The 23029-nt window shown below is 70.7% G+C and carries 22 protein-coding genes and 7 tRNA genes; 19 read left to right on the top strand and 10 right to left on the bottom strand.

All coding sequences use genetic code 11. The annotated features are described in order from the left end of the window. Nucleotides 1-36: 36 nt before the first annotated feature. The 5 genes from AC07DS_RS10070 to AC07DS_RS10050 all read right to left on the bottom strand — a co-directional run bounded on the left by AC07DS_RS10070 (nt 37) and on the right by AC07DS_RS10050 (nt 493). Nucleotides 37-108, bottom strand: a tRNA-Val gene (locus AC07DS_RS10070). 29 nt (nt 109-137) lie between these two features. After that, nucleotides 138-209, bottom strand: a tRNA-Val gene (locus AC07DS_RS10065). Nucleotides 210-235: 26 nt separating this feature from the next. Further along, nucleotides 236-307, bottom strand: a tRNA-Val gene (locus tag AC07DS_RS10060). Between the two features lies 1 nt (nt 308). Beyond that, nucleotides 309-382 (bottom strand) — tRNA-Cys (locus AC07DS_RS10055). Nucleotides 383-420: 38 nt separating this feature from the next. Further along, nucleotides 421-493: transfer RNA gene (locus tag AC07DS_RS10050), tRNA-Gly, on the bottom strand. A 179-nt stretch (nt 494-672) separates the two neighbouring features. Here AC07DS_RS10050 and AC07DS_RS10045 point away from each other — a divergent pair. Genes AC07DS_RS10045 through AC07DS_RS10035 form a run of 3 tightly spaced genes read left to right on the top strand, consistent with a single transcriptional unit; the run spans nt 673 to nt 3434 of the window. Further along, nucleotides 673-1737: a chorismate-binding protein gene (locus tag AC07DS_RS10045; RefSeq protein ID WP_479143986.1), complete on the top strand. Its 1065-nt coding sequence runs from the start codon at nt 673-675 to the stop codon at nt 1735-1737. Next, on the top strand, nt 1734-2555 hold the full coding sequence (locus AC07DS_RS10040) for an aminotransferase class IV (RefSeq protein WP_479143985.1): 822 nt from the start codon (nt 1734-1736) through the stop codon (nt 2553-2555). Before AC07DS_RS10045 ends, AC07DS_RS10040 begins: the two co-directional genes overlap by 4 nt. A 54-nt stretch (nt 2556-2609) precedes the next feature. After that, nucleotides 2610-3434, top strand: coding sequence for a GNAT family N-acetyltransferase (locus AC07DS_RS10035; protein ID WP_479143984.1), 825 nt, complete (start codon nt 2610-2612; stop codon nt 3432-3434). Nucleotides 3435-3466: 32 nt separating this feature from the next. On the opposite strand, the gene AC07DS_RS10030 is transcribed toward AC07DS_RS10035, so the two are convergent. Continuing rightward, nucleotides 3467-3991, bottom strand: coding sequence for a DsbA family protein (locus AC07DS_RS10030; protein WP_479143983.1), 525 nt, complete (start codon nt 3989-3991; stop codon nt 3467-3469). A 201-nt stretch (nt 3992-4192) separates the two neighbouring features. On the opposite strand from AC07DS_RS10030, the gene AC07DS_RS10025 reads away from it, so the two are divergent. Both AC07DS_RS10025 and AC07DS_RS10020 read left to right on the top strand, forming a co-directional pair. Then, nucleotides 4193-4636: a hypothetical protein gene (locus AC07DS_RS10025; RefSeq protein WP_479143982.1), complete on the top strand. Its 444-nt coding sequence runs from the start codon at nt 4193-4195 to the stop codon at nt 4634-4636. A 120-nt stretch (nt 4637-4756) separates the two neighbouring features. After that, a complete protein-coding gene (locus tag AC07DS_RS10020) occupies nt 4757-4909 on the top strand; it encodes a hypothetical protein (RefSeq protein WP_165289388.1) in 153 nt (50 codons plus the stop codon). Nucleotides 4910-4973: 64 nt separating this feature from the next. Here the strand turns inward: AC07DS_RS10020 and AC07DS_RS10015 are convergent, their stop codons facing one another. Together AC07DS_RS10015 and AC07DS_RS10010 are read right to left on the bottom strand one after the other, a co-directional pair. After that, nucleotides 4974-5534 carry a CGNR zinc finger domain-containing protein gene (locus tag AC07DS_RS10015; RefSeq protein WP_479143981.1) on the bottom strand — a complete coding sequence of 187 codons (561 nt, stop codon included), beginning with the start codon at nt 5532-5534 and terminating at the stop codon, nt 4974-4976. A 306-nt stretch (nt 5535-5840) separates the two neighbouring features. After that, nucleotides 5841-6254 (bottom strand): SsgA family sporulation/cell division regulator, encoded by a 414-nt coding sequence (locus AC07DS_RS10010; RefSeq protein WP_004002642.1) that lies wholly within the window; start codon nt 6252-6254, stop codon nt 5841-5843. Nucleotides 6255-6445: 191 nt separating this feature from the next. Here AC07DS_RS10010 and AC07DS_RS10005 point away from each other — a divergent pair, with 191 nt between their 5' ends. The 10 genes from AC07DS_RS10005 (at nt 6446) to AC07DS_RS09960 (ending at nt 16861) form a co-directional block, all read left to right on the top strand. Continuing rightward, nucleotides 6446-6922: a TIGR02611 family protein gene (locus AC07DS_RS10005; RefSeq protein WP_479143980.1), complete on the top strand. Its 477-nt coding sequence runs from the start codon at nt 6446-6448 to the stop codon at nt 6920-6922. A gap of 61 nt (nt 6923-6983) precedes the next feature. Beyond that, nucleotides 6984-7055 (top strand) — tRNA-Val (locus AC07DS_RS10000). Nucleotides 7056-7749: 694 nt separating this feature from the next. Then, nucleotides 7750-9036 carry an ABC transporter substrate-binding protein gene (locus AC07DS_RS09995; protein WP_479143979.1) on the top strand — a complete coding sequence of 429 codons (1287 nt, stop codon included), beginning with the start codon at nt 7750-7752 and terminating at the stop codon, nt 9034-9036. 11 nt (nt 9037-9047) lie between these two features. Then, nucleotides 9048-10007, top strand: a complete 960-nt coding sequence (locus tag AC07DS_RS09990; RefSeq protein WP_479143978.1) for a carbohydrate ABC transporter permease — start codon at nt 9048-9050, stop codon at nt 10005-10007. Further along, the gene (locus AC07DS_RS09985; protein WP_479143977.1) at nt 10004-10879 is read left to right on the top strand and encodes a carbohydrate ABC transporter permease; all 876 of its coding nucleotides are present in this window, start codon (nt 10004-10006) and stop codon (nt 10877-10879) included. The genes AC07DS_RS09990 and AC07DS_RS09985 overlap by 4 nt, the downstream gene beginning before the upstream one ends. A gap of 10 nt (nt 10880-10889) precedes the next feature. Then, nucleotides 10890-11480: a hypothetical protein gene (locus AC07DS_RS09980; RefSeq protein ID WP_479143976.1), complete on the top strand. Its 591-nt coding sequence runs from the start codon at nt 10890-10892 to the stop codon at nt 11478-11480. Nucleotides 11481-11581: 101 nt separating this feature from the next. Continuing rightward, nucleotides 11582-14320 carry an exo-rhamnogalacturonan lyase family protein gene (locus AC07DS_RS09975; protein ID WP_479143975.1) on the top strand — a complete coding sequence of 913 codons (2739 nt, stop codon included), beginning with the start codon at nt 11582-11584 and terminating at the stop codon, nt 14318-14320. A gap of 124 nt (nt 14321-14444) precedes the next feature. Further along, the gene (locus AC07DS_RS09970) at nt 14445-14891 is read left to right on the top strand and encodes an SRPBCC family protein (protein WP_479143974.1); all 447 of its coding nucleotides are present in this window, start codon (nt 14445-14447) and stop codon (nt 14889-14891) included. A 39-nt stretch (nt 14892-14930) separates the two neighbouring features. Beyond that, nucleotides 14931-15002 (top strand) — tRNA-Val (locus tag AC07DS_RS09965). Between the two features lie 56 nt (nt 15003-15058). Further along, nucleotides 15059-16861 (top strand): DUF2207 domain-containing protein, encoded by a 1803-nt coding sequence (locus AC07DS_RS09960; protein WP_479143973.1) that lies wholly within the window; start codon nt 15059-15061, stop codon nt 16859-16861. 75 nt (nt 16862-16936) lie between these two features. On the opposite strand, the gene AC07DS_RS09955 is transcribed toward AC07DS_RS09960, so the two are convergent. Then, a complete protein-coding gene (locus tag AC07DS_RS09955; RefSeq protein ID WP_479143972.1) occupies nt 16937-17662 on the bottom strand; it encodes an exonuclease domain-containing protein in 726 nt (241 codons plus the stop codon). Nucleotides 17663-17830: 168 nt separating this feature from the next. On the opposite strand from AC07DS_RS09955, the gene AC07DS_RS09950 reads away from it, so the two are divergent. From AC07DS_RS09950 to thrS, 3 genes are all read left to right on the top strand, one after another. After that, the gene (locus AC07DS_RS09950; RefSeq protein ID WP_479143971.1) at nt 17831-18397 is read left to right on the top strand and encodes a DUF4365 domain-containing protein; all 567 of its coding nucleotides are present in this window, start codon (nt 17831-17833) and stop codon (nt 18395-18397) included. Then, on the top strand, nt 18394-19626 hold the full coding sequence (locus tag AC07DS_RS09945) for a hypothetical protein (protein WP_479143970.1): 1233 nt from the start codon (nt 18394-18396) through the stop codon (nt 19624-19626). Before AC07DS_RS09950 ends, AC07DS_RS09945 begins: the two co-directional genes overlap by 4 nt. Before the next feature lie 99 nt (nt 19627-19725). Next, on the top strand, nt 19726-21702 hold the full coding sequence (gene thrS, locus AC07DS_RS09940) for a threonine--tRNA ligase (protein ID WP_479143969.1): 1977 nt from the start codon (nt 19726-19728) through the stop codon (nt 21700-21702). 28 nt (nt 21703-21730) lie between these two features. Here thrS and AC07DS_RS09935 read toward each other — a convergent pair whose 3' ends face one another. Then, a complete protein-coding gene (locus tag AC07DS_RS09935) occupies nt 21731-22390 on the bottom strand; it encodes a potassium channel family protein (RefSeq protein WP_479143968.1) in 660 nt (219 codons plus the stop codon). A 67-nt stretch (nt 22391-22457) separates the two neighbouring features. Here AC07DS_RS09935 and AC07DS_RS09930 point away from each other — a divergent pair, with 67 nt between their 5' ends. Continuing rightward, nucleotides 22458-23015, top strand: coding sequence for an HIT family protein (locus AC07DS_RS09930; protein WP_479143967.1), 558 nt, complete (start codon nt 22458-22460; stop codon nt 23013-23015). Nucleotides 23016-23029: the final 14 nt, after the last annotated feature.

Raw genomic sequence — 23029 nt, 5'->3', positions numbered from 1 at the left:
AGCCCCCGGTCGCGAGACCGGGGGCTTCCTGGTGTGTGGACGATACTGGGATTGAACCAGTGACCTCTTCCGTGTCAGGGAAGCGCTCTCCCGCTGAGCTAATCGTCCGCAGGCTGTGACGTGAAAGTCACAGTCGGTGCGCGATACTGGGATTGAACCAGTGACCTCTTCCGTGTCAGGGAAGCGCTCTCCCGCTGAGCTAATCGCGCGGGTTCGGATCTTCGAGAAGATCCAGTGGACGATACTGGGATTGAACCAGTGACCTCTTCCGTGTCAGGGAAGCGCTCTCCCGCTGAGCTAATCGTCCTTGGAGGTGGAGACGGGATTTGAACCCGTGTAGACGGCTTTGCAGGCCGTTGCCTCGCCTCTCGGCCACTCCACCAGGAGTGTAGGGGATCGGGAAGACCCCTTCTTCCTTCGAGCGGACGACGAGGCTCGAACTCGCGACCTCAACCTTGGCAAGGTTGCGCTCTACCAACTGAGCTACGTCCGCTTGTCGTTTCGGTCCGCTCTCGCGTCCCGGCGACGTGTTGAACTCTAGCGGATTCCCGGGCCAGTACAAAAACGCGTTTGCGCAGCGTGCTGCGGTGCACTCCACGGAGCACGTGGTCAGCGCCCACGAGGGGGACATGCCCGGGCCACCTTTCGGCCACCCGCCCTAGACTCGACCACGTGCTCGACCTCCCTTCCGGCCTCCCTCCTCTCGCCCGCTTCGGCGCCCGTCTGGCCACCGGCCTCCTCGACGTCACCGACGATCCCGCCGCCCTGGACTCCACCGGGTTCTGGGCCGTCTGCGCCGACTTCGAGGGCCGGCTGACCTGCGCCCGCTTCGCGCACGTACGGGAGGAGCCGGTGCCCGCCCCGGTCCCCGGCGGCTGGCACGGCCCGGCGGTGGGGGACTGGTCCACCTCCCTGGACCGGGCCGCCTACACCGCGGCCGTCGGCCGCATCCGCGAGCACATCGCGGCCGGCGAGGTCTACCAGGCCAACCTCTGCCGGGTGCTCGGCGCGCCCGTCGCGCCCGACGCCGACGTGGACGCCCTGACCGCCCTGCTGGCCCGCGGCAACCCGGCGCCGTACGCGGGCACGATCCGGCTGCCGGAGCACGGCGTGGAGATCGCGACCGCCTCGCCCGAGCTGTTCCTGCGCCGGGACGGCCGTACCGTCGAGTCGGGACCCATCAAGGGCACCGGACGGACCGAGGCGGACCTCCTGGAGAAGGACTACGCCGAGAACGTGATGATCGTGGACCTGGTCCGCAACGACATCGGTCGTGTCTGCGCCACCGGCAGCGTCACCGTCCCCGACCTGTGCGCGGTGGAGAAGCACCCCGGCCTGGTCCACCTGGTCTCCACAGTCCGCGGCGAGCTGCGCGACGGCGCCGGCTGGCCCGCCCTGCTCGCCGCGGCCTTCCCGCCCGGCTCGGTCACCGGCGCGCCCAAGTCGAGCGCGCTGCGGATCATCGCGGCGCTGGAGACGGCACCCCGTGGCCCGTACTGCGGCGGCATCGGCTGGGTCGACGCCGACCGGGGCGTCGGCGAGCTGGCGGTGGGCATCCGGACGTTCTGGATCGACCGGTCCTGCGAGGGCGCGGCGATGCTCCGCTTCGGCACCGGCGCCGGCATCACCTGGGGATCCGATCCCGAAGGTGAGTGGCGCGAGACCGAGCTGAAGGCGTCCCGGCTGCTCGCGGTAGCGTCGGGGACGTACGAGGTGAGCGGAGGGGCTCTGTCATGAGGATCTGGCTGGACGGCGCGCTGCAGGACCCGGAGTCGGCCCGGGTCTCCGTCTTCGACCACGGGCTGACCGTCGGCGACGGCATCTTCGAGACGGTGAAGGCGGTGGACGGGCAGCCCTTCGCGCTCACCCGCCACCTCGACCGGCTGACCCGGTCGGCCCGCGGCCTGGGCCTGCCCGACCCCGACCACGCCGAGGTCCGCCGCGCCTGCGCGGCCGTCCTGGAGGCCAACCCGATGCCGCTGGGCCGGCTGCGCATCACCTACACCGGCGGCCACGGCCCCCTCGGGTCCGACCGCGGCGAGCACGGCCCGACCCTGGTGGTGGCGCTCGGCGAGACCGCACGCCGCCCCGACTCCACCGCCGTGATCACCGTTCCCTGGACCCGCAACGAGCGCGGCGCCCTCACCGGCCTGAAGACCACCTCGTACGCCGAGAACGTCGTCGCCCTCGCCCGAGCCCACCAACACGGTGCCTCCGAGGCGCTGTTCGGCAACACGGTCGGACAGCTCTGCGAGGGCACCGGGTCGAACGTCTTCGTGGTCCTGGACGGCGAGATCCACACCCCGCCGGTCGCCTCCGGCTGTCTGCCGGGCATCACCCGCGCCCTCGCCGTCGAGTGGACCGGCGCCAAGGAGACCGAGCTGCCGCTGGACGTGCTGGAACGGGCCGAGGAGGTCTTCCTCACGTCCACCCTCAGGGACGTCCAGGCCGTGCACCGCATCGACGACCGGGAACTGTCCGGCGCACCGGGCCCGGTCACCGCGAAGGCCATGCGGATCTTCGAGGACCGGGCCGGGGAGGACCTGGACCCCTGACAGAAGCCGGAAAATCAGCTGCCCCGGGGCACCGGAGCGGGTAGAACACCCGTGATGACGACGACTCTGCGGCCGACCGAGCCGCTCCAGCACAACGCCGACGGGACGCGTTCCCGCCGCTACCAGGTGTGCGTGAACAGCCGCCCGGTCGGCTCGATGCATCTCGGGACCTCAGCCGCCTTCGGCGACCGGATGGCCCGGATCCTGGACGTGCGCATCGACGAGCCGGACCGCCGTCGCGGCCGGGGCACGGTGGCCGTGCTCGCCGCCGAGGAGGTGGCGCGGAGCTGGGGCTGCCGGCAGATCGAGACAGGCGTCGCCGGGGACGCCGGGCACGCGCTGCGGCTCTTCGAGGCGCTCGGCTACGCCCACCGCAACCGCGGCATGGAGAAGCCGCTCGGCGAGGTACCGCCCGAACTGCCCGCCGGCAGTCTCGGGCACCCCATGGGCGCGGCCGAGTTCGAGGCGTGGCTCGCGTGCGAATCGGAGGCCTACGCGCGCGTCTGGATCGAGCGGGGCGTGCCCGAGGCCGAGGCGTACGCCAAGTCGCGCCACGATCACGAGACCCTGCTGCCGCACGGGCTCGCCACCGAGGACATGCTGTTCAGCGTGCTCGAGCACGAGGGCGAGCGGGTGGGCACGCTGTGGGTGTCCCTGCAGGACGGCAAGGCCTTCGTCTTCGACGTGGAGGCCGACGAAGCCCACCGCGGCCGAGGCCACGGCCGTACGCTCATGCTGCTGGCGGAGCGGCAGGCGATCGCCGCCGGCCGCCGCGTCCTCGGCCTCAACGTCTTCGCGGGCAACACCCCGGCCGAGCGGCTGTACGAGTCGCTCGGCTACGAGACGACGCGGCACTCCCTGTACAAGGACCTTCTGTAGCGAAGTCCACCCGTGTCCGGTCAGCCCTGCGGTCAGGCCTGAGGACCGGCCAGCAGCCGGTCCACGATCTCCTCGATGCGCTCGCGCAGCCCCTCCTGGCTCTTGCCGCCGTCGAGGCGCTCGCCGCCGATGACGTAGGTCGGCGTACCGGTGACACCGATCGCCTTGCCCTCGGCCTGGTCGGCGTCGACGATCAGGATGTGCCGCCCGTCGATCAGCGCGGTGTCGAACTCCTCGGCGTCCAGCCCCAGTTCACGGGCGACGTCGACCAGGAAGGGTTCCCCCTTGCGGTCCAGCTCCGCGACCCGGCCGAGCACCGCCTCGACGTAGGCCCAGCCCTGCCCCTGCTCCGTCGCCTCCTCGGCGGCCTGGGCGGCGGCGAAGGCGTGCTTGTGCTTCTCCAGCGGGAAGTGCCGCAGCCGCAGCTCCAGCCGGTCGCCGTAACGGGCGCGCAGGGCGCGGAGGTCGTCCAGGGCGCTGCGGCAGTCGGGACACTGGAGTTCGCACCAGACGTCGAGGACGGGGGCTTCGGTGCGTGCGGGGGAGGAGTCGCTCATGCGCACCAGTCTTCCAGGCCGCACCCCGGGTACCGAATCGGACGGTGGGCGGCCACCGGCACTTCGGGAGGAGACGACCCGGAGATCTCCCTGATGTCGGGCCGGAGCATGGCATCGCGAGGACCGGGCGGTGCAGGATGGAAGGGGACGAAGCGCACCCCGCGCCCCGCCGTGCCCCATCGAGCCCGCCAGGAGGACCGGATGATTGCCGAGACCGTGTGTTCCGCCGTCTCCGCGGCCGGCCTCGGCGTCGCCGCGGTCACCGCCTACCGCAAGCGTTTCCTGGCCGCCGCCCGCATCACCGCCTATGCGCTGATCCCGATCGGCCTGGTCATGACGGGCGTCGTCGGCTGGCTGGCCGACACGGCCTTCAGCCCGACGGCCTGGGCCGGCTTCGGTGTGCTGGGCGCTGCCTGGGCACTCTTCGCGACGACACGGGCCGTGGAGCGCAGGCGCGGTGGCAGCCGCGCGGAGCGCAGGGCGGCACGGGCCGCCGGACGCGACGCGGTGGCCCCGGCCGCCTCGGCCCCCTCGCTGGGCCCGGCGAACCGGCCTGCCGCCCGGCCCGCGGGCGCTCCGCCCGCCACCACCTCCGCCGACGACTTCAGCGACATCGAGGCCATCCTCAAGAAGCACGGCATATGATCTGAAACCGTTCACAACCGGAAGCAAGTCGAGCGGACCGGTACGGAAATCGGTGAAGTACCGCACTCGAAGCTGTGGTGATCGCCAAGGGGGCATCCCCTGGGTCATCATCACCGCGAGATGCTGGACACGAGACAGAGCGAGGCCGCGCCGCCGAAGGACGAGCCGCGCGGATGCCTCTTCGCCCTATCCCAGCCACCGCTGATGATCTTCCTTGCGGTGATCGGGTGTCTGCTCCTCATGGCTGCGCTGCACGACCTGCTGTTGCTGTGAGCCGTACACGTCCGTCCCGGCGTCACCCGCCGGGACCGGCGTCGACCGGGCGTGTTCCCGGGGATCAGCCCGCCGCTTCCTTGCGCCGGGCCCGGTAGGCCGCCACATGCAGCCGGTTCCCGCAGGTGCGGCTGTCGCAGTAGCGGCGCGAGCGGTTGCGGGAGAGGTCCACGAAGGCGCGCCGGCAGTCCGGCGCCTCGCAGCGCCGCAGCCGCTCCTGCTCCCCGGCCACCACGAAGAAGGCGAGCGCCATCCCGCAGTCGGCCGCCAGGTGGTCGGCCACGGACGCGCCCGGGGCGAAGTAGTGCACATGCCAGTCGTAGTCGTCGTGGTCCGTCAGCCGCGGGGTGGTACCGGCCGCGGCGACCAGCTCGTTGATCATCCCCGCGGCGGACCGGGCGTCCGGAGCCGCGAAGATTCCCGCGAACCTGCCCCGGATCTTGCGCACCGCCGACAGGTCGAACTCCGACAGCACCCCGACATCGCTGATCGCGTGACTGCGCACGAAGTCAGCGAGAGCCGCGACGTCCGGCAGTCCGTCCGCCGCCGGGTCGTCCTCCGGCGCGGTGTTCACCAGATCCACCACGGTGTCGAGTGCGCACCGGGTGTCGTGGGTGATCAGCACGTTTCGCTCCCTGGCCTGAGGGTCGGGCGGGCGCCCGCCGATGCTGGCCGATGGTAGCGACAACCGCGCCCACCGTACCGGGGGCCGCCCACCGGCGATTGCCCGGTAGAACGCCTCCGTGCACTCGGCGGTTCCCGAGTCCGTCCGGTGCCTGCACGATATGCCTGGATGTGGCCGGAAAACAGGCCGACGCCGCCCCGTGAGCACTCACGGTGACGGCGTCGCTCTGTGCCGTATGCGGTTGTCTTGGCCCGAGCCGTCTCCCCGAGTGGACGGCGCCGGGCGGCTTTGAGGGGCGGCCTCGGCCTAGCTCTCCGCCAGGATGTGCGAGAGCTCCTGATCCAGATCGAAGTGCCGGTGTTCCGTGCCGGGCGGCACGGCGGCGTCGGTTCGCTTCAGGAAGGACTCCAGGGCCCGTGCCGGGGCTTCCAGCAGGGCTTCCCCTTCCGGAGAGCTCAGGGCGATGCACACGACGCCCTGACCGTGACTGCGGGACGGCCAGACGCGGACGTCGCCGGTGCCGGTGGGCCGGTGAAGCCCCTCGGCGAGGAGGTCGCGGGCGAACACCCACTCGACGGTCTCCTCGGCTCCGGTGTGGAAGGTGGCGTGCACGGCGTAGGGGTCGGCCGTGTCGTACCGCAGGCCTGCGGGGACAGGCAGGGATGACTCGCTCGACACAACGAGGCGCAGGTGCAGCTCGCAGCTGACCGTGGTGTTCATAAGCGCCAGGGCCTTTCGCTCAGTGTGCGCTCGGGGATTCGCACGTCGGCGAAATCGACATGCCACCTACGGTGCCGTTGTAAACCCCTCTGAGTGTTTTGCGTGTCTTTACGTAACTCTTCCGGCCGAGAACTCGGGCGAGACCTGCGACCATTCCGGTGACTGGATTCACTCGGGTAGGGTTTGTCTGTATGAATACGGGGAGTGACGAGCCGGGCGAGGTCGCCGTGGCGGCGGACGATGCGGACAAGGCCGACAAGGCGGACGTGGCGGCGGGCGCGGAGCAGCCCGAGCGGGGGCTCGGCTCCCGGGCGCCGGCCTTCATCAAGGCCCGCCGTGCGCTGCACCTGAGCTGGCAGGTCGGCATCTTCGTGGTCGGCCTCGCGGTCGTCGTGGTGGGCATCGTCATGCTGCCGCTCCCGGGCCCGGGCTGGGTGGTGATCTTCGCGGGCATGGCGATCTGGGCGACCGAGTTCGTCTGGGCCCAGCTTGTGCTGCGCTGGACGAAACGCAAGGTCACCGAGGCGGCCCAGAAGGCCCTCGATCCCAGGGTGCGGCGCCGCAACATCACGCTGACGGTGATCGGCCTGGTGATGGTGGGCGCGCTGGTCGGGGTCTACCTGTGGAAGTTCGGCATCGTGCTGCCGTGGCAGATCAAGAACCAGTGACCGCGGACCCGGGCGTGGTCGGAGGCACCCCCTGACATGGGGTAATGTTCTTCCTGCGCCCGGGCGATTAGCTCAGTGGGAGAGCGCTTCGTTCACACCGAAGAGGTCACTGGTTCGAACCCAGTATCGCCCACCCGGAACCGACGGCCCATCTGCGAACAGCAGGTGGGCCGTCGTCGTGTGGGCGCTTCCCGAAGGTCACCGCGGGCGTTACGCCGTCCGGGTGGATCATCGGTGCGACTGTGCTGCGGTTGCGACTTCGCCGCGGTTCCGGCTCCGCTCTGTTCCCGGCTTCGTCCGACTTCGCTCTGTCACCGAGCCGCACCGCGCACTCCTCCAGCCCGATCCGGTAGATCCGGCGGTCCGGGCCCGGGCCATGAGCAGGGACCCGGAGCCGCTGCAGCTCGAAGGGCGGAGCCACCCGGCCGAGAACGGCGAACCCGAGGTGCCCACCGCCGCGTGCGCGCACCCGACGCCGCGGGGCGGCGCCACCGACGCATTCCGGCCACCCTGCCGGGCCTTGCGGCCCCCGCAGGCGCTGGACGGCTGTGGCCACTTCGTCCAGCGGTGGCGCTCCGCGGAGGTGGCGTCCTGTGGCCGGCCGACCGGCTTCCCTGTCCACCCGGCGGCGACCGCCGACCTGCGCAATCACCCCGCCCACGTGCTCCTGCGCCCAGACCGGACGCCCCGGGTTCCGGCCCGGGCCCGGCAGAAAATCCTGCCCGAATCATTGACGCACCTCCGGCCCCTCCGTAACTTGTGCCAGCAAGCGCTTACTTGAAACGATTCATGATGGCGGCGACGACGCTGCGGAGAGGGGCCCGACCGTGGGAACCAGCAGGAATCTTGAGAGGCGTACGATCCTGAAGGCCGCCGGGGTCTCGGCCGCCGCGCTCGGGCTCGCCACGGCGACCGGGTGTGGTGGTGAAAGCGGTTCCGGGAACGGGACGGTGACGATCCGTTACTCGTGGTGGGGAGCCGAGGAGCGGGCCAAGAAGATCAATCGGACGATCGCGCTCTTCGAGAAGAAGTACCCGAAGATCAAGGTCAAGACCGACTTTCAGACGTACCAGTCGTTCTGGGAGAAGTTCCAGACGCAGGCGGCCGGCGGAAATCCCCCGGACGTTTTCCAGAACGCCGTCACATTTCTTCGGAAGTACGACAAGCGCGGAATTCTTCTGGACCTCAAGTCACAGGTGCAGGCCGGCAATCTGAGCCTGGATCACTTCCGGGCGGGCGTCACGAAGGTCGGCGAGGTCGACGGCAAGCAGCTCGGCGTTCCGGTCGGCTCCAACACCATGGCGCTCGTCATCGACAAGAAGGTCTTCCGGAAGGCGGGCGTCGAGCCGCAGCCGGGCTGGACCTGGGACGAGTACTTCAAGGCCCTGAAGACCATCCACGACAGGACGAAGGTCGCCGGGGACACCGGCTACTTCACCATCATGTACCTGTACGACCTCTACCTCCGCCAGAACGGGAAGGCCTTCTTCACCAAGGACGGACTCGGTTTCGACAGGGCCGACCTGACGGAGTGGTGGACGGACGGCTACCACCGCGTCAAGGCCGGCATCGTCACCGACCCCAAGGTCGTCCAGCAGGACATGCCCAAGTCCTCCCTCTCCGCCGGACACGGCGCGTCGGAGTTCACCTGGGACAACTTCACCGTCCGCTATTCCGCGGAGGGCGACAGCTCCTACGGCCTCGCCCCGATCCCCACCACCGACGGCAGGAACACCGGCCAGTACCTCGCCTCCCTGATGCTCAGCGCCTCCGCCCGCACCTCCCACCCCGAGGAGGTCGCCCGGTTCATCGACTTCATGGTCCACGACCCCGAGGTCGGCAAGATCATGGGCTACGACCGGGGCATCCTCGCGAGCACCGAGCAGTACGGGGCCTTCAAGCCGGCCGACGCGGTGAACAAGGAGATCGCGCAGTACGAGGAGGACACCGCCAAGTCCGGCGTCCTCGGCACGATCACCCCGCACCCCTCCGGCGCCGACACTGTCGAGGCCGCCTTCCTGCGCCTCGGCGGCGACCTCGGACAGGGCAAGACCAAGGTCTCCGACGCGGTGAAGCAGTTCTTCACCGAGTCCGAGGCCGCCTTCCAGGCCTGATGGGACGTGCCGTGACGCTCGTCAAGGACTCCGCGCCCGCGACCCGCAAGGCACGTCCGGCCGGCCGCGGCACCGCGGGGGGGGCGGGCCGCCGCCGGGAGAACCTCGCCGGTTACCTCTTCATGTCCCCGTGGATCGCCGGCTTCCTGCTGCTGACCGCGGGCCCGATGGCGGCCTCGCTGTACTTCGCGTTCACCGACTACAACCTCTTCAACACCCCGAAGTGGGTCGGGTTCGACAACTTCACCAAGATGTTCGACGACCCGCGCTGGCAGAAGTCGGTGGAGGTGACGGCCAAGTACGTCGTCATCGGCACCCCGCTGAAGCTGCTGCTCGCCCTCGGTGTCGCCCTGCTCCTCGCGCAGAGCCGCCGCGGCCAGTCCTTCTACCGGGCCGCCTTCTACGCCCCTTCACTCATCGGTGCGAGCGTCTCGGTGGGCTTCGTCTGGCGTTCGCTCTTCTCCGACGGCGCCGTGGTGGACCGTGCCCAGACCTTCCTCGGCTTCCATGCCGGCGGCTGGGTCGGCAACGCCGACTGGGTGCTGTACTGCCTGGTCGCGCTGACCGTCTGGCAGTTCGGGGCGCCCATGGTCATCTTCCTGGCCGGGCTGAAGCAGGTGCCCAGGGAGCTGTACGAGGCCGCCGAGATGGACGGCGCGGGACCGTTCCGCAAGTTCTGGAACATCACCCTGCCGATGATCTCCCCGGTGCTGTTCTTCAACGTGCTCCTGGAGACCATCCACTCCTTCCAGATCTTCGGCTCGGCCTACGTCGTCTCCAACACCTACTGCGGTCCGGCCGACGCCACGCTCGTCTACACCTGCTACCTGTACCAGCAGGGTTTCAAGAACGCCCAGATGGGCTTCGCCGCCGCGATGGCCTGGATGCTGCTGCTCGCAGTCGCCCTGGTGACGGCCGTCCTCTTCTGGTCGCAGAAGAAGTGGGTGCACTACGAGGAGGGCGCCCGATGAGTGCGGTCACCACGAAGGCCACGGACAGGGCCGGCCGCAGGCGCGCCGGTTCCCTCGCCTGGCATCTCGGCGCCCTGCTGATCCTCGCGGTCATCCTCTACCCGGTGGTCTGGGTGATCGGCGCCTCGTTCAAGCCCGGCAGGGACATCATCAACAGCCTCACGCTGTTCCCGTCCCACCCGATCCTGTCCAACTTCAAGGGTCTCGCCGACGGCATGGCGGACATCGGCATCCGGACCTTCTTCCAGAACTCCCTCTTCTACGCCGTCGGGGCCGTCGTCGGCGTGCTCATCTCCTGCTCGCTCACCGCCTACGCCTTCGCCCGCATCCGCTTCGCCGGCCGCAACCTGCTCTTCTCCCTGATGATCGGTACCCTGCTGCTGCCGTACCACGTCCTGCTGATCCCGCAGTACGTGATGTTCCAGAAGCTGGGCTGGATCAACACCTACACCCCGCTGCTGATCGGCAAGTACCTGGCGACCGAGGCCTTCTTCGTCTTCCTGATGGTGCAGTTCATGCGCAACCTGCCCCGCGAGCTGGACGAGGCCGCCCGGCTCGACGGCTGCGGTCACCTGCGCATCTACTGGTCGATCGTGCTGCCGCTGTGCCGGCCCGCCCTGATCACGAGCGCGATCTTCACCTTCATCAACGCCTGGAACGACTTCATGGGCCCGCTGATCTACCTCAACGAGCCCGGCAAGTACACCGTCTCCCTGGGCCTGATGATGTTCCGCGACTCCGACGGCGTGGCCGCCGACTACGGCGGCATGATCGCCATGTCCCTGGTCGCGCTGCTGCCGGTGCTGCTCTTCTTCCTCGCCTTCCAGCGGTACCTGATCGACGGCATGGCGACCTCCGGACTGAAGGGCTGAGGCGGCCACCATGACGGAAGCACGTGTGAAGCCGCGCTGGGAGTCCGTGGTCGCGGAGAGGTTCGGGGTCTTCGCCGAGTGCCTGCTCACCGGTGTGTGGATCGCGGTGGCCTCGCTCGGAGTCGTGACCTGCCCGGCCGCCTTCGCCGCCGGCGCCCGGCATCTGCGCCGTCGTACGGCGCACGAGGGCGGCGGCGCGCGGGAGTTCGTCGCCGACTTCCGGAGCGCGCTGCGCGGCGGCTGGGCCGTCGGGGCCGTCGGCTGGGCCGTGCCGGCGCTCGCCTGGGTGGACGTCCGGGCCGTGCGCGAGGGGCTGCCCGGCGGGCCGCCGGCCGGTGCCGTGGGTCTGTTCGCGCTGCTCGGCCTCACCGTGGCCGTGCTGCGCGCTGCTGCCGTGTGGACCCCGGGAAGCCGCTGGCGCGCCCTGCTCGCCGACGCGGGCCGCCGTACCCTCCTCGACCCCGCCGGATCCTTCCTGCTCGTCGGTGGAGCGGTCCTGACCTGCTGTTCCGCTGTGCTCATCGCACCGCTGGCGGTCCCCGTGCTCGGGGCCGTCGCGGCGGCGGCCGTCGCCGTGGAGGAGCGGTACCGGCGCCGCTGAGCCCGCGGCGCCCTCGATCGAGGCCGGTGCCCCCTGGGCATCGCACCCGTTTCTGTCATGCCCCTGATCAGTTCGCAGCTGCCCGCACGGAAGGAAAGACCATGTCTCCCATTCCCCGCAGGTCCCTCCTGAAGGCGGCCGCCGTCGCCGGTGCCGCCGCCCGGTTCAGCTGGGCGGTCGGGGCGAGCGACGCGCAGGCCGCGCCCGCGCCCGCGGCCGACGGCGCCGACCCGGTGACCCTGGACTGGCTGGAGGACGGCGGCCTCGGCGCCGCGCCCGGCTCCACCGTCGGCGTGCCCTGGCCGATGGGCGCCCACCAGGAGGACCAGACCTTCGCGCTCACGGACGCCGACGGCAAGGACGTCCCCGTACAGACCTGGCCCCTCGCCCACTGGCCCGACGGCTCCCTCAAGTGGACCGCACACGCGGTCGCCTCGGGCTCGGGCAGGCTCACCCTCACGGCCGGCACCCCCAAGGCGCCCGACCGGAAGGTCACCGTCGACAAGAGCGGCGGCACCGTCGACGTCTCCACCGGCGTCATCACCGTGAAGATCGGCAAGAACGGCTCCACCCTCGTCAAGTCGGTCACCCGGGGCTCGACCGAGATCGCCAGGAACGGGCGGCTCGTGCTCGTCCGGCAGCCCGAGGCCGAGGACGAGGACCAGGGCACGGTCAGGACGGAGCGCTTCGACGGTGTGATCGGCGAGGCCACCGTCGAACAGGACGGCCCGGTCCGCGCGGTGGTCCGGCTCGACGGCAAGCACCGCAAGGGCGACCGCAGTTGGCTTCCCTTCTCGATCCGGCTGTACTTCTACGCCGGTTCCGAGTCCTTCCGCATGGTGCACTCCATCACCTACGACGGCACGCTGGAGCCCGGCAAGGCCGGCGGCGACTTCATCCGCGGGCTCGGCGTACGGTTCGCCGTGCCGATGCGGGACGCGGCCTACGACCGGCACATCCGCATCGGCGGCGAGGGCACCGGCCTGCTGCGGGAGGCCGTCCAGGGCATCACCGGGCTGCGCCGCGACCCGGGCGCCGCCGTGCAGGCCGCCCAGTACGAGGGCCGGAAGCTGCCCGACCCGGCCACCTGGGACCAGCGCGTCACCACCCGCCTGCAGTACGTCCCGCACTGGGGCGACTACACGCTCTCCCAGCTCTCCGCAGACGGCTTCACCCTGCGCAAGCGCACCAGGAAGGGCTACGGCTGGATCACCGCCGGCGGTGGCGGGCGGGCCTCCGGCTTCGGCTACGTCGGCGGGGCGAGCGGCGGACTCTCCTTCGGCCTGAGGGACTTCTGGGAGAAGTTCCCCGCCCAGCTCGACATCCGCGACGCCCACACCGACGAGGCCACCGTCACCCTCTGGCTCTGGTCGCCCGAGGCGCAGCCCATGGACCTGCGCTTCTACCACGACGGCATGGGCCAGGACACCTACGCCGAGCAGCTCGAAGGCCTCAACATCACCTACGAGGACTACGAGCCGGAGTTCGGCACCCCCCACGGCATCGCCCGCACCTCCGAACTCCTCTTCTGGGCCGACGAGTCGACGCCCGCCGCCGAGACCCTCGCCGACCAGGTGACAGCCGTGAGGACACTGCCGCAGCTCGCCGCCCCGCCCGGACAGCTCATCAGGGCCAAGGTCTTCGGCCCCGGCCTCTACTCCGAGCCGGACCGCTCCACCGCCGCCAAGGCGAAGATCGAGGACCACCTCGACTTCCTCTTCACCTACTACAAGGACCAGGTGGAGATGCGCCGTTGGTACGGCTTCTGGGACTACGGCGACATCATGCACACCTACGATCCGGCCCGGCACGTGTGGCGGTACGACATCGGCGGCTACGCCTGGGACAACTCCGAGCTCTCACCCGACCTGTGGCTCTGGTACGCCTACCTCAGAAGCGGCCGCTCCGACATCTTCCGCTTCGCCGAGGCGATGCCCCGGCACACCGGCGAGGTCGACGTCTACCACCTCGGCAAGTGGGCCGGCCTCGGCACCCGGCACGGCGTCCAGCACTTCGCCGACAGCGCCAAGCAACAGCGCATCGCCAACACCACCTACCGGCGCTTCTACTACTTCCTCACCGCCGACGAACGCGTCGGCGACCTCATGCGCGCCAACGTCGACTCCGACGAGACGTTCCTCGTCCTCGACCCGCAGCGCAAGGTCCGCACCGGCCCGTACACCCCCGACCCGCACGCCCTGTCGATCGGCTTCGGCACCGACTGGAGCGGACTGGTGTCGGCCTGGCTGACGGAGTGGGAGCGCAAGGGCCCCAAATGGGAGAAGGCCAGGGCCCGGATCCTGTCCACCATGGAGACCATCGCCGCCCAGCCCAACGGCTTCGTCCAGGGCAGCGGCCTGTACGACATCGACACCGGCAGGTTCGCCGTCGCCGACAAACCGGTGGTGGCGGTCTCCCACCTCTCCGCCGTCTTCGGTCTGGGTGAACTGTGCGCCGAGCTGATCCACCTGGTCGACCTGCCGAAGTTCAAGGAGGCCTACCTCGACTACTGCCGCTACTTCAACGCCACCAAGGCCGAACAGGCGGCCCGTTACGGCAGCAACTTCGGCACCCTGCTGCTCTTCCAGGGGCACTCGCGCCTGGACGCCTACGCCGCCGTACAGACCGGTGACGCGACGCTCGCCGAGCGCGCCTGGACCAAGTTCCACAGCTCCGACGGCTACACCGAGTCCGCACCGTGGAAGACCGAGAAGCTGACCGGACCGGCCACCCTGGTTCCCGGGAGCGAGGCGAGCTGGGTGTCGACCAACGACACCGCTCTGTACGGCCTCGCGGCCATCGAGAACCTGGCCCTGCTCGGCGACGAGATGCCCGCCTGAAGACGTTTGGGGGAGCGCCGTCGCACGGGCGGCGGCGCTCGTCCCCCGAGTGTGGTTCGCGCCACCGTGCGGCGCATGAGTACGCGTACTCAGACCAACGCGTCCACCAGGGCAGACTCTGGCCATGGACTGGTACCGCTACCGCTTTCGCAGCCTGTGGTCCCTGCCCGCCCCGCCGGCCGTCGTGTACGCGGTGCTGGAGCGGCCCGAGGGCTATCCCGACTGGTGGCCGCAGGTACGGGCGGTGACCCGGCTCGACGACGTCACCGGCGTCATCACCATCCGCTCCCTGCTGCCGTACGACATGACCTTCACCGCCCGAGAGACCCGCCGCGACCCGGCGGCCGGTGTCCTGGAGATCGCCGTGTCCGGCGACATCGAGGGCTCGGCCCGCTGGACCGTCACGGCCGACGGCGCGGGCACGCTGGCCCGCTACGACCAGGTCGTCGACGTCACCAAGCCCCTGCTCAGAAGGCTGGCCGTGCCGGGACGCCCGGTCTTCCGCCTCAACCACCGGCTGATGATGGCGGCCGGGCGGCGCGGACTGCTGCGTCACCTGGAAGCGGTTTGAAGTAACACCGCAGGGACCTGTATTGTTCAGTGCGTTCCCGGGCGATTAGCTCAGTGGGAGAGCGCTTCGTTCACACCGAAGAGGTCACTGGTTCGAACCCAGTATCGCCCACCGGGAAAGAGCCGGTCCGCACAGCGGACCGGCTCTTTTGACGTCAGGGGGGCGTCATGGGTACGGAACGGGGCAAGGACGGACCGAGAGTTGGCGCGCGACTGCGTCAGCGCCGGATCGGCAGTCTGATCGGCATCTTCTTCCTCACGCTGCTGCTCGGCGCTCTCGTGGCGCTGGCCAGGGTCGGCGGCAACAGTGAACGGGTCACCACCATGTGGGTCGGCGCGCGGATCTCCGCCGACGGCAGCGCGCGCATCACCGAAGTCGTCGACTACGACTTCGGATACCCCGACGCCGAACGGCACGGCATCTACCGCGACCTGCCCGACCTGCCCTACGACGAGGACGAGGCCGACGTCGCCGTCACCCTTGACGGCCACCGCGTCCCCTGGGAACTCACCGTCGGCGACTACTACCTCGAACCGAACGGCCACCGCGAGATCGCCACCCGCATCAAGGTCGGCGACCCCGGCCGGGCCGTCACCGGCGTGCACCGGTACCGCATCCAGTACACCCTCCGGGACGTCGTGAAGAAGGGCCGGCTCGCCTGGGACGCGGTGGGCACCGGCTGGACCGTCGACCGGTCCCGCGTCGAGATCCACGCCGTCGCCCCCTACGACCTCACCGGTCTGCGCTGTGTGCAGGGCACCGACGGCTCCCGCCGGAAGTGCACCGCCGAGCAGACCGAGCCCGGCCGCCTCACCGTGCGGATCGACCGGCTCCAGGGGAAGCAAGGGCTTACCCTCTACGCCACCCGCGGTGGCGCCACCGGCCGGGCGGCCCTGCCCGCGCCGCCCGAGGGTGAGGCCGTCGGAACCACCGTCACCCATCCGCTGCGGACCGCCCTCTACTCCGTCGCCCTCGCCTTCGCCGTGGCCCTGGTGACGACCGGACTGCTGCGGCTCGCCGGCCGCGACCGGCCCGCACCGGCGGGGACCGACCGGGGCCCGGGAACGCCCGCTCCGAACCCCCTGCCCCCGCGGGACCTGAGCCCGGCCCAGGGCGGGATCCTGGCCGCCGAGCAGGTCGCCCCCATGCACCAGGCCGCCTGGCTGCTCGGCCTCGCCGCCGACGGCCACCTCACGCTCGGGGGTGCCGAGCACGCCCCGACCCTGCGGCGCCCCAACCGTGGTGCGGGCGCCGACGATCCGGTCGCCAGGGAGGTCCTGCGCTACATGTTCGCGGGCCGCACGGAGATCACCCTGGGCGGGTACGACTCGTCCTTCGAGACGGGCTGGCACGCGCTGGCCCGGCACCTGAAGCAGTGGCAGGCCGACTCCGGTCTGTGGGACCCGGCCGCCGTGCGCCGCGCCCGCTGCGCCCGGCCCGTGGGCATCGCCGCCACCGTCCTCGGCCTGCTCGCCGGCGTGGTGGGCGCCGCACTGGGCGCCGGCCGCCACGCGGCCGGAGGGCCGCTGTTCGTCGCCGGCGTGATCGTCTTCGGTGTCGGCCTCGCGCTGTGGCGGCGCGGCTGGGAACTGCACCGGCGCACCGCCGAGGGCAGCGCCCGACTGCTGCGGGTCGAGGCGTTCCGGCGCGCTCTCGCCGACCCGTCCGCGTTCCCCGGCACGGAACCGCTCGACGACGACCAGGTACGGCTCTGTACGGCGTGGGCCGTCGCACTCGGCCTGGGCGACACCTGGCGGCACGCCGTCGAGTCGTCCGCCGTGCCCACCCGGCGGCGCGCCTCGCCGGCCGTGCGGTTCGGACCCGCGCTGGCCCTCGGCGTCGTCGTCACGGCCGCGATGTCGTCCAGGGCACCCTCCTCCAGCGGCTCCGGAAGTTCCGGCGGCAGCGGCAGCGGCTCCTCGGGCGGCGTCGGCGGGGGAGCGGGCGGCGGTGGCGGAGGCTCCTGGTGAACCCCCGCCCCCGCCGAGGTCCGGGGAGCCTGTCCGGCAATTCCCGCCTGCCGCGCGGAGCTTGCCGGACATCCGCTACGCCGCCGCCGGCAGCTCCGGCCTGAGCGGCCAGTCCGTGCTCACCGTCTCCTCCGAGCCGCTGCGCGCGAACCACGCCTGAAGGCCGCGGGCCTGCGCCGCGTGCCAGGTGGCCTGGAGCGTGTGCAGCTCGGCAGGGCTCAGACGCTCCAGCCGGGTGGTGAACCGGCGGCCCACGGCGCGTACGACGTCCAGCGCGGCCATGGCGTCCGCCGCCGCGTCGTGCGCGCCCTCCAGCGTCACGCCGTAGTGCGCGCACAGGTCGGTCAGCGTGCGCCGGCCCTTGCGGTAGCGGTCCAGGTGCTTGTCCAGGACCCGGGGATCCAGCACGTGCAGCGGGCTCGTCTCGAACCAGCGGTCCAGCGACGAGGCGCGGTGCCGGCGCAACTCCCGGTCCAGCAGCGTGAGATCGAACGGCGCGTTCATCACCACCAGCGGGCGGCCCATCGCCGCGTGCTCGGCCAGCTGCTCGGCTATCTCGAACATCACCGGCGCCGGCCAGCGGCCGTTGTGCTGCAGGTGTTCGTCCGTCAGACCGTGCACCGCCGTCGCCCCCTCCGGCACCGGCACACCCGGGTTCACCAGCCACCGGGTGATCCTGGGCCGGGTGCCCGGCGCGTCCTGGACGACGACGGCGGCCGACACGATCCGGTCGGCCTCCACGTCGACGCCCGTCGTCTCCGTGTCGAAGGCGGCCAGCGCCCCCTCGTACCAGCACGTCATCCCAACCCAACTCCTCGTTCACCCACGGCAGATGAAGTTCCGTCTTCTGCCCGTTTGGTGATACCCGGGCCGTTTGCGCCGTACGCCGGGAGGACACAACAGGAGTGCGGGTCTTTGCAGTTCAGCAGCCCGCAGCGGGGAAACTCTTGGCTTGGAAGGCTGTTGGTCATGGCCATAGCGCAGCCCGAGCGGGGCGGGCTGCTGCCCGAACGCTCGGGCACCGTCCGCGGCACGCTCGCCACCACCGCCTGCATGGAGACACTGCAGGTCGGATATCTGCACGCGGTCGCCGCCGCGGCGGGCTGCTCGCTGTCCCAGCCCTTCCCGGACAACGGCATCGACTGGCACGTCAGCCACAGCGCACCCGGACACACCGTCGACGACGAGGTCACCATCAAGGTGCAGCTCAAGTGCACCTACCAGGTCCCGCCGAACCCGCCGGGCCGCTTCTTCTCCTTCACCCTCGACAACGACCACCTGCGCAAACTCGCCCGCACGCCCGTCTCGGTGCACAAGATCCTGGTCGTCATGCTGGTCCCGCGCTCCCAGGACGACTGGCTGCGCGCCGGCCACGACCGGCTGGACCTCAGGCACTGCTGCTACTGGGTCAACCTCGCCGGTCAACCGGTCACCGGCCGGCACCGGACCACCGTGCGGATACCGACCTCGCGCATCTTCGACGACCGAGCGCTGTGCGAGATCATGACGCGGGTCGGGACGGGAGGCAGGCCATGAGGATCCGTCCGTACGACGAGCCGGCCAGGCAGGTCCGGCCGCACCCCGACGACCTGGCCTGGAACCGGCCGCCCGACCCCGCCGAGATCGACCCCGCCGTGCTCGGCGCCCTGCTGCGCCGGCACGGCTGGCAGCGGCGCGGGGGAGCGGCCGGGCGCTACGGCCGCTGGACCCCGCCCGGGCCGGGCGGCGGCGGGACCAGCCTGCTGGTGCCCGAGAGCCGGGCCTTCCCCGACAGCGACGACCTGCTCGGCGAGGCCCTCGACGCCCTCGCCCGCAGCGACACCCCCGCCGCGCGCGAGGTGCTGATCTCCCTCGCCGTGCCCAGCGACGAGATCCGCTGGTGGCGGGACACACCGGGCGGGCCCGTCGGAGCCTCCCCCTGGGCGGTCGACGAGCGCCTGCGCACCGCGGCCCGCCAGATGCTCCTCGCGGCCGCGCTCGCCACGCGCGCGCGTGCCGGCTACTACGGCGCCCGGCACCGCCGGTCCGCCGCCGGACTTCTGGAGGACGTCCTGGTCGGCCCCACCGCCGAGGGCCACCGGCTGACGGCCTTCGTGCCCGTGCCCACCGGCCGCTCCCTCGCCGTCCGCCTCCACCAGGCCCTGTACGCCGCCCGCGAGGCCATCGACTACCAGCGGGCCACCGGCGGGATGGACGCGTTCGACGGCGCGGTCGAGGCCGGCGTCAGCCGCGAGCTGACCGAGGCCCTCACCACGCTCGTCCGCGGCACCGAGGGCGCCCGCATCGCCATCGCCTGGGCCCCCGGGGCCGGAGTGCCCGAGGGCTGCGCCCCCACCGCCGAACCCGTCGAGTTCTCACCCGGCGACCTGCCCGTGCTGCACGCGGCCGGCGCCCGCTACGTCCAGGGCGAACCCTCGGTGCCGGTCCGGATCACCGGCACGGTGGTCCGTCTGCGCCGCTCCGGGCCGCGCGGCGCGGGCACCGTACGGCTTCGGGTGCTCGCCGGCGCCGAGGTCCCGCACGTCCGCTTCACCCTGGACGAGGAGGACTACCGCATCGCCGGCCACGCCCACCTCGTCGGCCTCCCGGTGCGGGTCCACGGCCGGCTGGAGCGCCGGGGCGGCTTCCGCAGGCTCACCGGCGCCTCCGGGGTCGTCCCCGTGCAGGTGGACGACGCCGAGCGGGACCGGCTGATGAAGTCGCTTCAGGAGAATCTCGACTTCTTCGAGGAGGCGTGCGGAGAGGCGTACGGGGGCGAGGACTGAGGGTGACCGTTTAGCGGTCGGTGGTGTCGGGTCGGTACGATCCCTTGTGCGCGCGCTCCTGGTATAGCGCCGCATCCCACCTTCAGTCAGGAGAGACCGGTGTCAGACGTCCGTGTGATCATCCAACGCGATTCCGAGCGGGAAGAACGCGTGGTGACGACGGGCACTACGGCCGCCGACCTCTTCGCGGGCGAGCGGTCGATCATCGCCGCGCGCGTGGCCGGCGAGCTGAAGGACCTCGCGTACGAGCTGTCCGACGGCGACGAGGTCGAGGGCGTCGAGATCTCCTCCGAGGACGGTCTGAACATCCTGCGCCACTCCACCGCGCACGTCATGGCGCAGGCGGTGCAGGAGCTGTTCCCCGAGGCCAAGCTGGGCATCGGCCCGCCGGTCAAGGACGGCTTCTACTACGACTTCGACGTCGAGAAGCCGTTCACGCCCGAGGATCTCAAAGCCGTCGAGAAGAAGATGCAGGAGATCCAGAAGCGCGGTCAGCGTTTCGCCCGCCGCGTCGTCACCGACGAGGCCGCCCGCGAAGAGCTGGCGAACGAGCCGTACAAGCTGGAGCTGATCGGCCTCAAGGGCTCGGCGTCGCACGACGACGGCGCGGACGTGGAGGTCGGCGCCGGCGAGCTGACGATCTACGACAACCTGGACGCCAAGACCGGCGACCTGTGCTGGAAGGACCTCTGCCGCGGTCCCCACCTGCCCTCGACCCGCCTCATCCCGGCGTTCAAGCTGATGCGCAACGCGGCCGCCTACTGGCGCGGCAGCGAGAAGAACCCGATGCTCCAGCGCATCTACGGCACCGCCTGGCCGTCCAAGGACGAGCTGAAGGCGTACCTCGACTTCCTCGCCGAGGCCGAGAAGCGCGACCACCGCAAGCTGGGCAACGAGCTCGACCTGTTCTCCATCCCCGAGCAGATCGGCTCCGGCCTTGCCGTCTTCCACCCCAAGGGCGGCATCGTCCGCCGCGTGATGGAGGACTACTCGCGCCGCCGTCACGAGGAGGAGGGCTACGAGTTCGTCTACACCCCGCACGCGACGAAGGGGAAGCTCTTCGAGACGTCCGGCCACCTGGACTGGTACGCCGAGGGCATGTACCCGCCCATGCAGCTCGACGAGGGCGTGGACTACTACCTCAAGCCCATGAACTGCCCGATGCACAACCTGATCTTCGACGCGCGCGGCCGCTCGTACCGTGAACTGCCGCTGCGCCTCTTCGAGTTCGGGACCGTGTACCGGTACGAGAAGTCGGGCGTCGTGCACGGCCTGACCCGGGCCCGCGGCTTCACCCAGGACGACGCGCACATCTACTGCACCCGTGAGCAGATGTCCGAGGAGCTGGACAAGACGCTCACCTTCGTCCTCGGCCTGCTGCGCGACTACGGCCTGACCGACTTCTACCTGGAGCTGTCCACCAAGGACCCGGAGAAGTTCGTCGGTTCGGACGAGGTCTGGGAGGAGGCGACGGAGACCCTCCGCGAGGTCGCCGAGAAGCAGGGCCTGCCCCTGGTCCCGGACCCGGGCGGCGCCGCCTTCTACGGCCCGAAGATCTCCGTCCAGGCCAAGGACGCGATCGGCCGCACGTGGCAGATGTCGACCATCCAGCTCGACTTCAACCTGCCCGAGCGCTTCGACCTGGAGTACACCGGCCCGGACGGCTCCAAGCAGCGCCCGGTGATGATCCACCGTGCCCTCTTCGGCTCGATCGAGCGTTTCTTCGCGGTGCTCCTGGAGCACTACGCGGGCGCCTTCCCGGCGTGGCTCGCCCCGGTCCAGGCGCTCGGCATCCCGATCGGTGACGGGCACGTCGAGTACCTGGAGAAGTTCGCCGCGGCGGCCCGGAAGAAGGGTCTGCGCGTCGAGGTGGACTCCTCCTCGGACCGCATGCAGAAGAAGATCCGCAACGCCCAGAAGCAGAAGGTGCCCTTCATGGTCATCGCGGGCGACGAGGACATGTCGAACGGCTCGGTGTCCTTCCGCTACCGCGACGGCTCGCAGGAGAACGGCATCCCGTTCGACGAGGCCATCGCCAAGATCGCGCAGATCGTGGAGGAGCGGACCCAGGTCTGATCCGTACCGTTTGCAGGGCCCCCGGGGATCACTTCCCCGGGGGCCTTTCGTCGCCTTCGCGGGTGAAGGTCTGCAACAGCCAGGACGAGAACGAACCCGTCACCGCGCCGAGCAGGCCCACTCCGCAGGCCATCATCCCGACCGCGATCGTCCGGCCGGCCCTGGTCACCGGGGTGACGTCGCCGTAGCCGACCGTGCTGAGGGTCGAGGCCGCCCACCACACGGCGTCCCCGAACGTCTTCATGGTGGCGCCGGGCGCCCCGCGCTCCTGCTGGTAGGTCGCGAGGGCACCGGAGAAGCCGAGGAGCAGGGTGGACAGGCTCGCGTAGGAGATCACACGGGCGTACAGGGAGAGCCGGGGCTCGCCCTGCCGGCGCTGGATGACGTCGTAGAGCGGAACGATCCGCAGCGGGCGCAGCAGCGGCAGCACGACCACCACCGTGAGCAGGAAGTGCCCGGAGACGAAGCGCAGGAAGCGCTGCCCGCTGAGCCGCAAGCGCACCACGTAGTCCACGGCGAAGGCCACCCAGATCGCCAGCATCACGAACCCGCACAGGTCGAGCCAGAAGGGCGCCACGTCGGTCGCGAGGACACGGGTCGCGTAGGCCGCCAGGAACACCAGTGAGGCGGCGAACAGGGGAATCTCGCTGCTCTGCTCCCAGCGGGCCAGGGGGCTGTCGACGTCCACCGGCCAAGCTTGGCCGGTGAGTGCCCTCCTGCCGCCCCGGCGACACGCCGCGAACGGGCGAAGCCATATGCTGCCTTGCATGACGAGTGAGCCGGAGCAGCAGATCGGAGTGGGGACGCAGGACGCGTTCCAGCGCCTGTGGACGCCCCACCGGATGGCCTACATCCAGGGCGAGAACAAGCCGACCGGCCCGGGGTCCGGCGACGGCTGCCCCTTCTGCTCCATCCCGGCCAAGTCCGACGAGGACGGCCTGATCGTCCGCCGCGGCGAGCACGTCTACGCCGTCCTCAACCTCTACCCGTACAACGGCGGCCACCTGATGACCGTGCCCTACCGGCACGTGGCCGACTACACCGACCTGACCGGGCCGGAGACCGCCGAGCTGGCCGAGCTGACCAAGCAGGCGATGACGGCCCTGCGCACCGCCTCCGGCGCGCACGGCTTCAACATCGGTATGAACCAGGGAACGGTGGCCGGCGCCGGCATCGCGGCCCACCTGCACCAGCACATCGTCCCGCGCTGGGGCGGCGACACGAACTTCATGCCGGTGGTCGGCCACACGAAGGTACTGCCGCAGCTGCTGGCGGACACGCGGAAGATGCTGGCGGAGGCCTGGCCGGCGTAGGTCCCCGCGTGCCC

The organism is Streptomyces sp. NPDC044064 (assembly GCF_056434245.1).
Note: the sequence above shows the minus strand (reverse complement) of the source record. Positions and strands in the feature narration are given on the sequence as shown.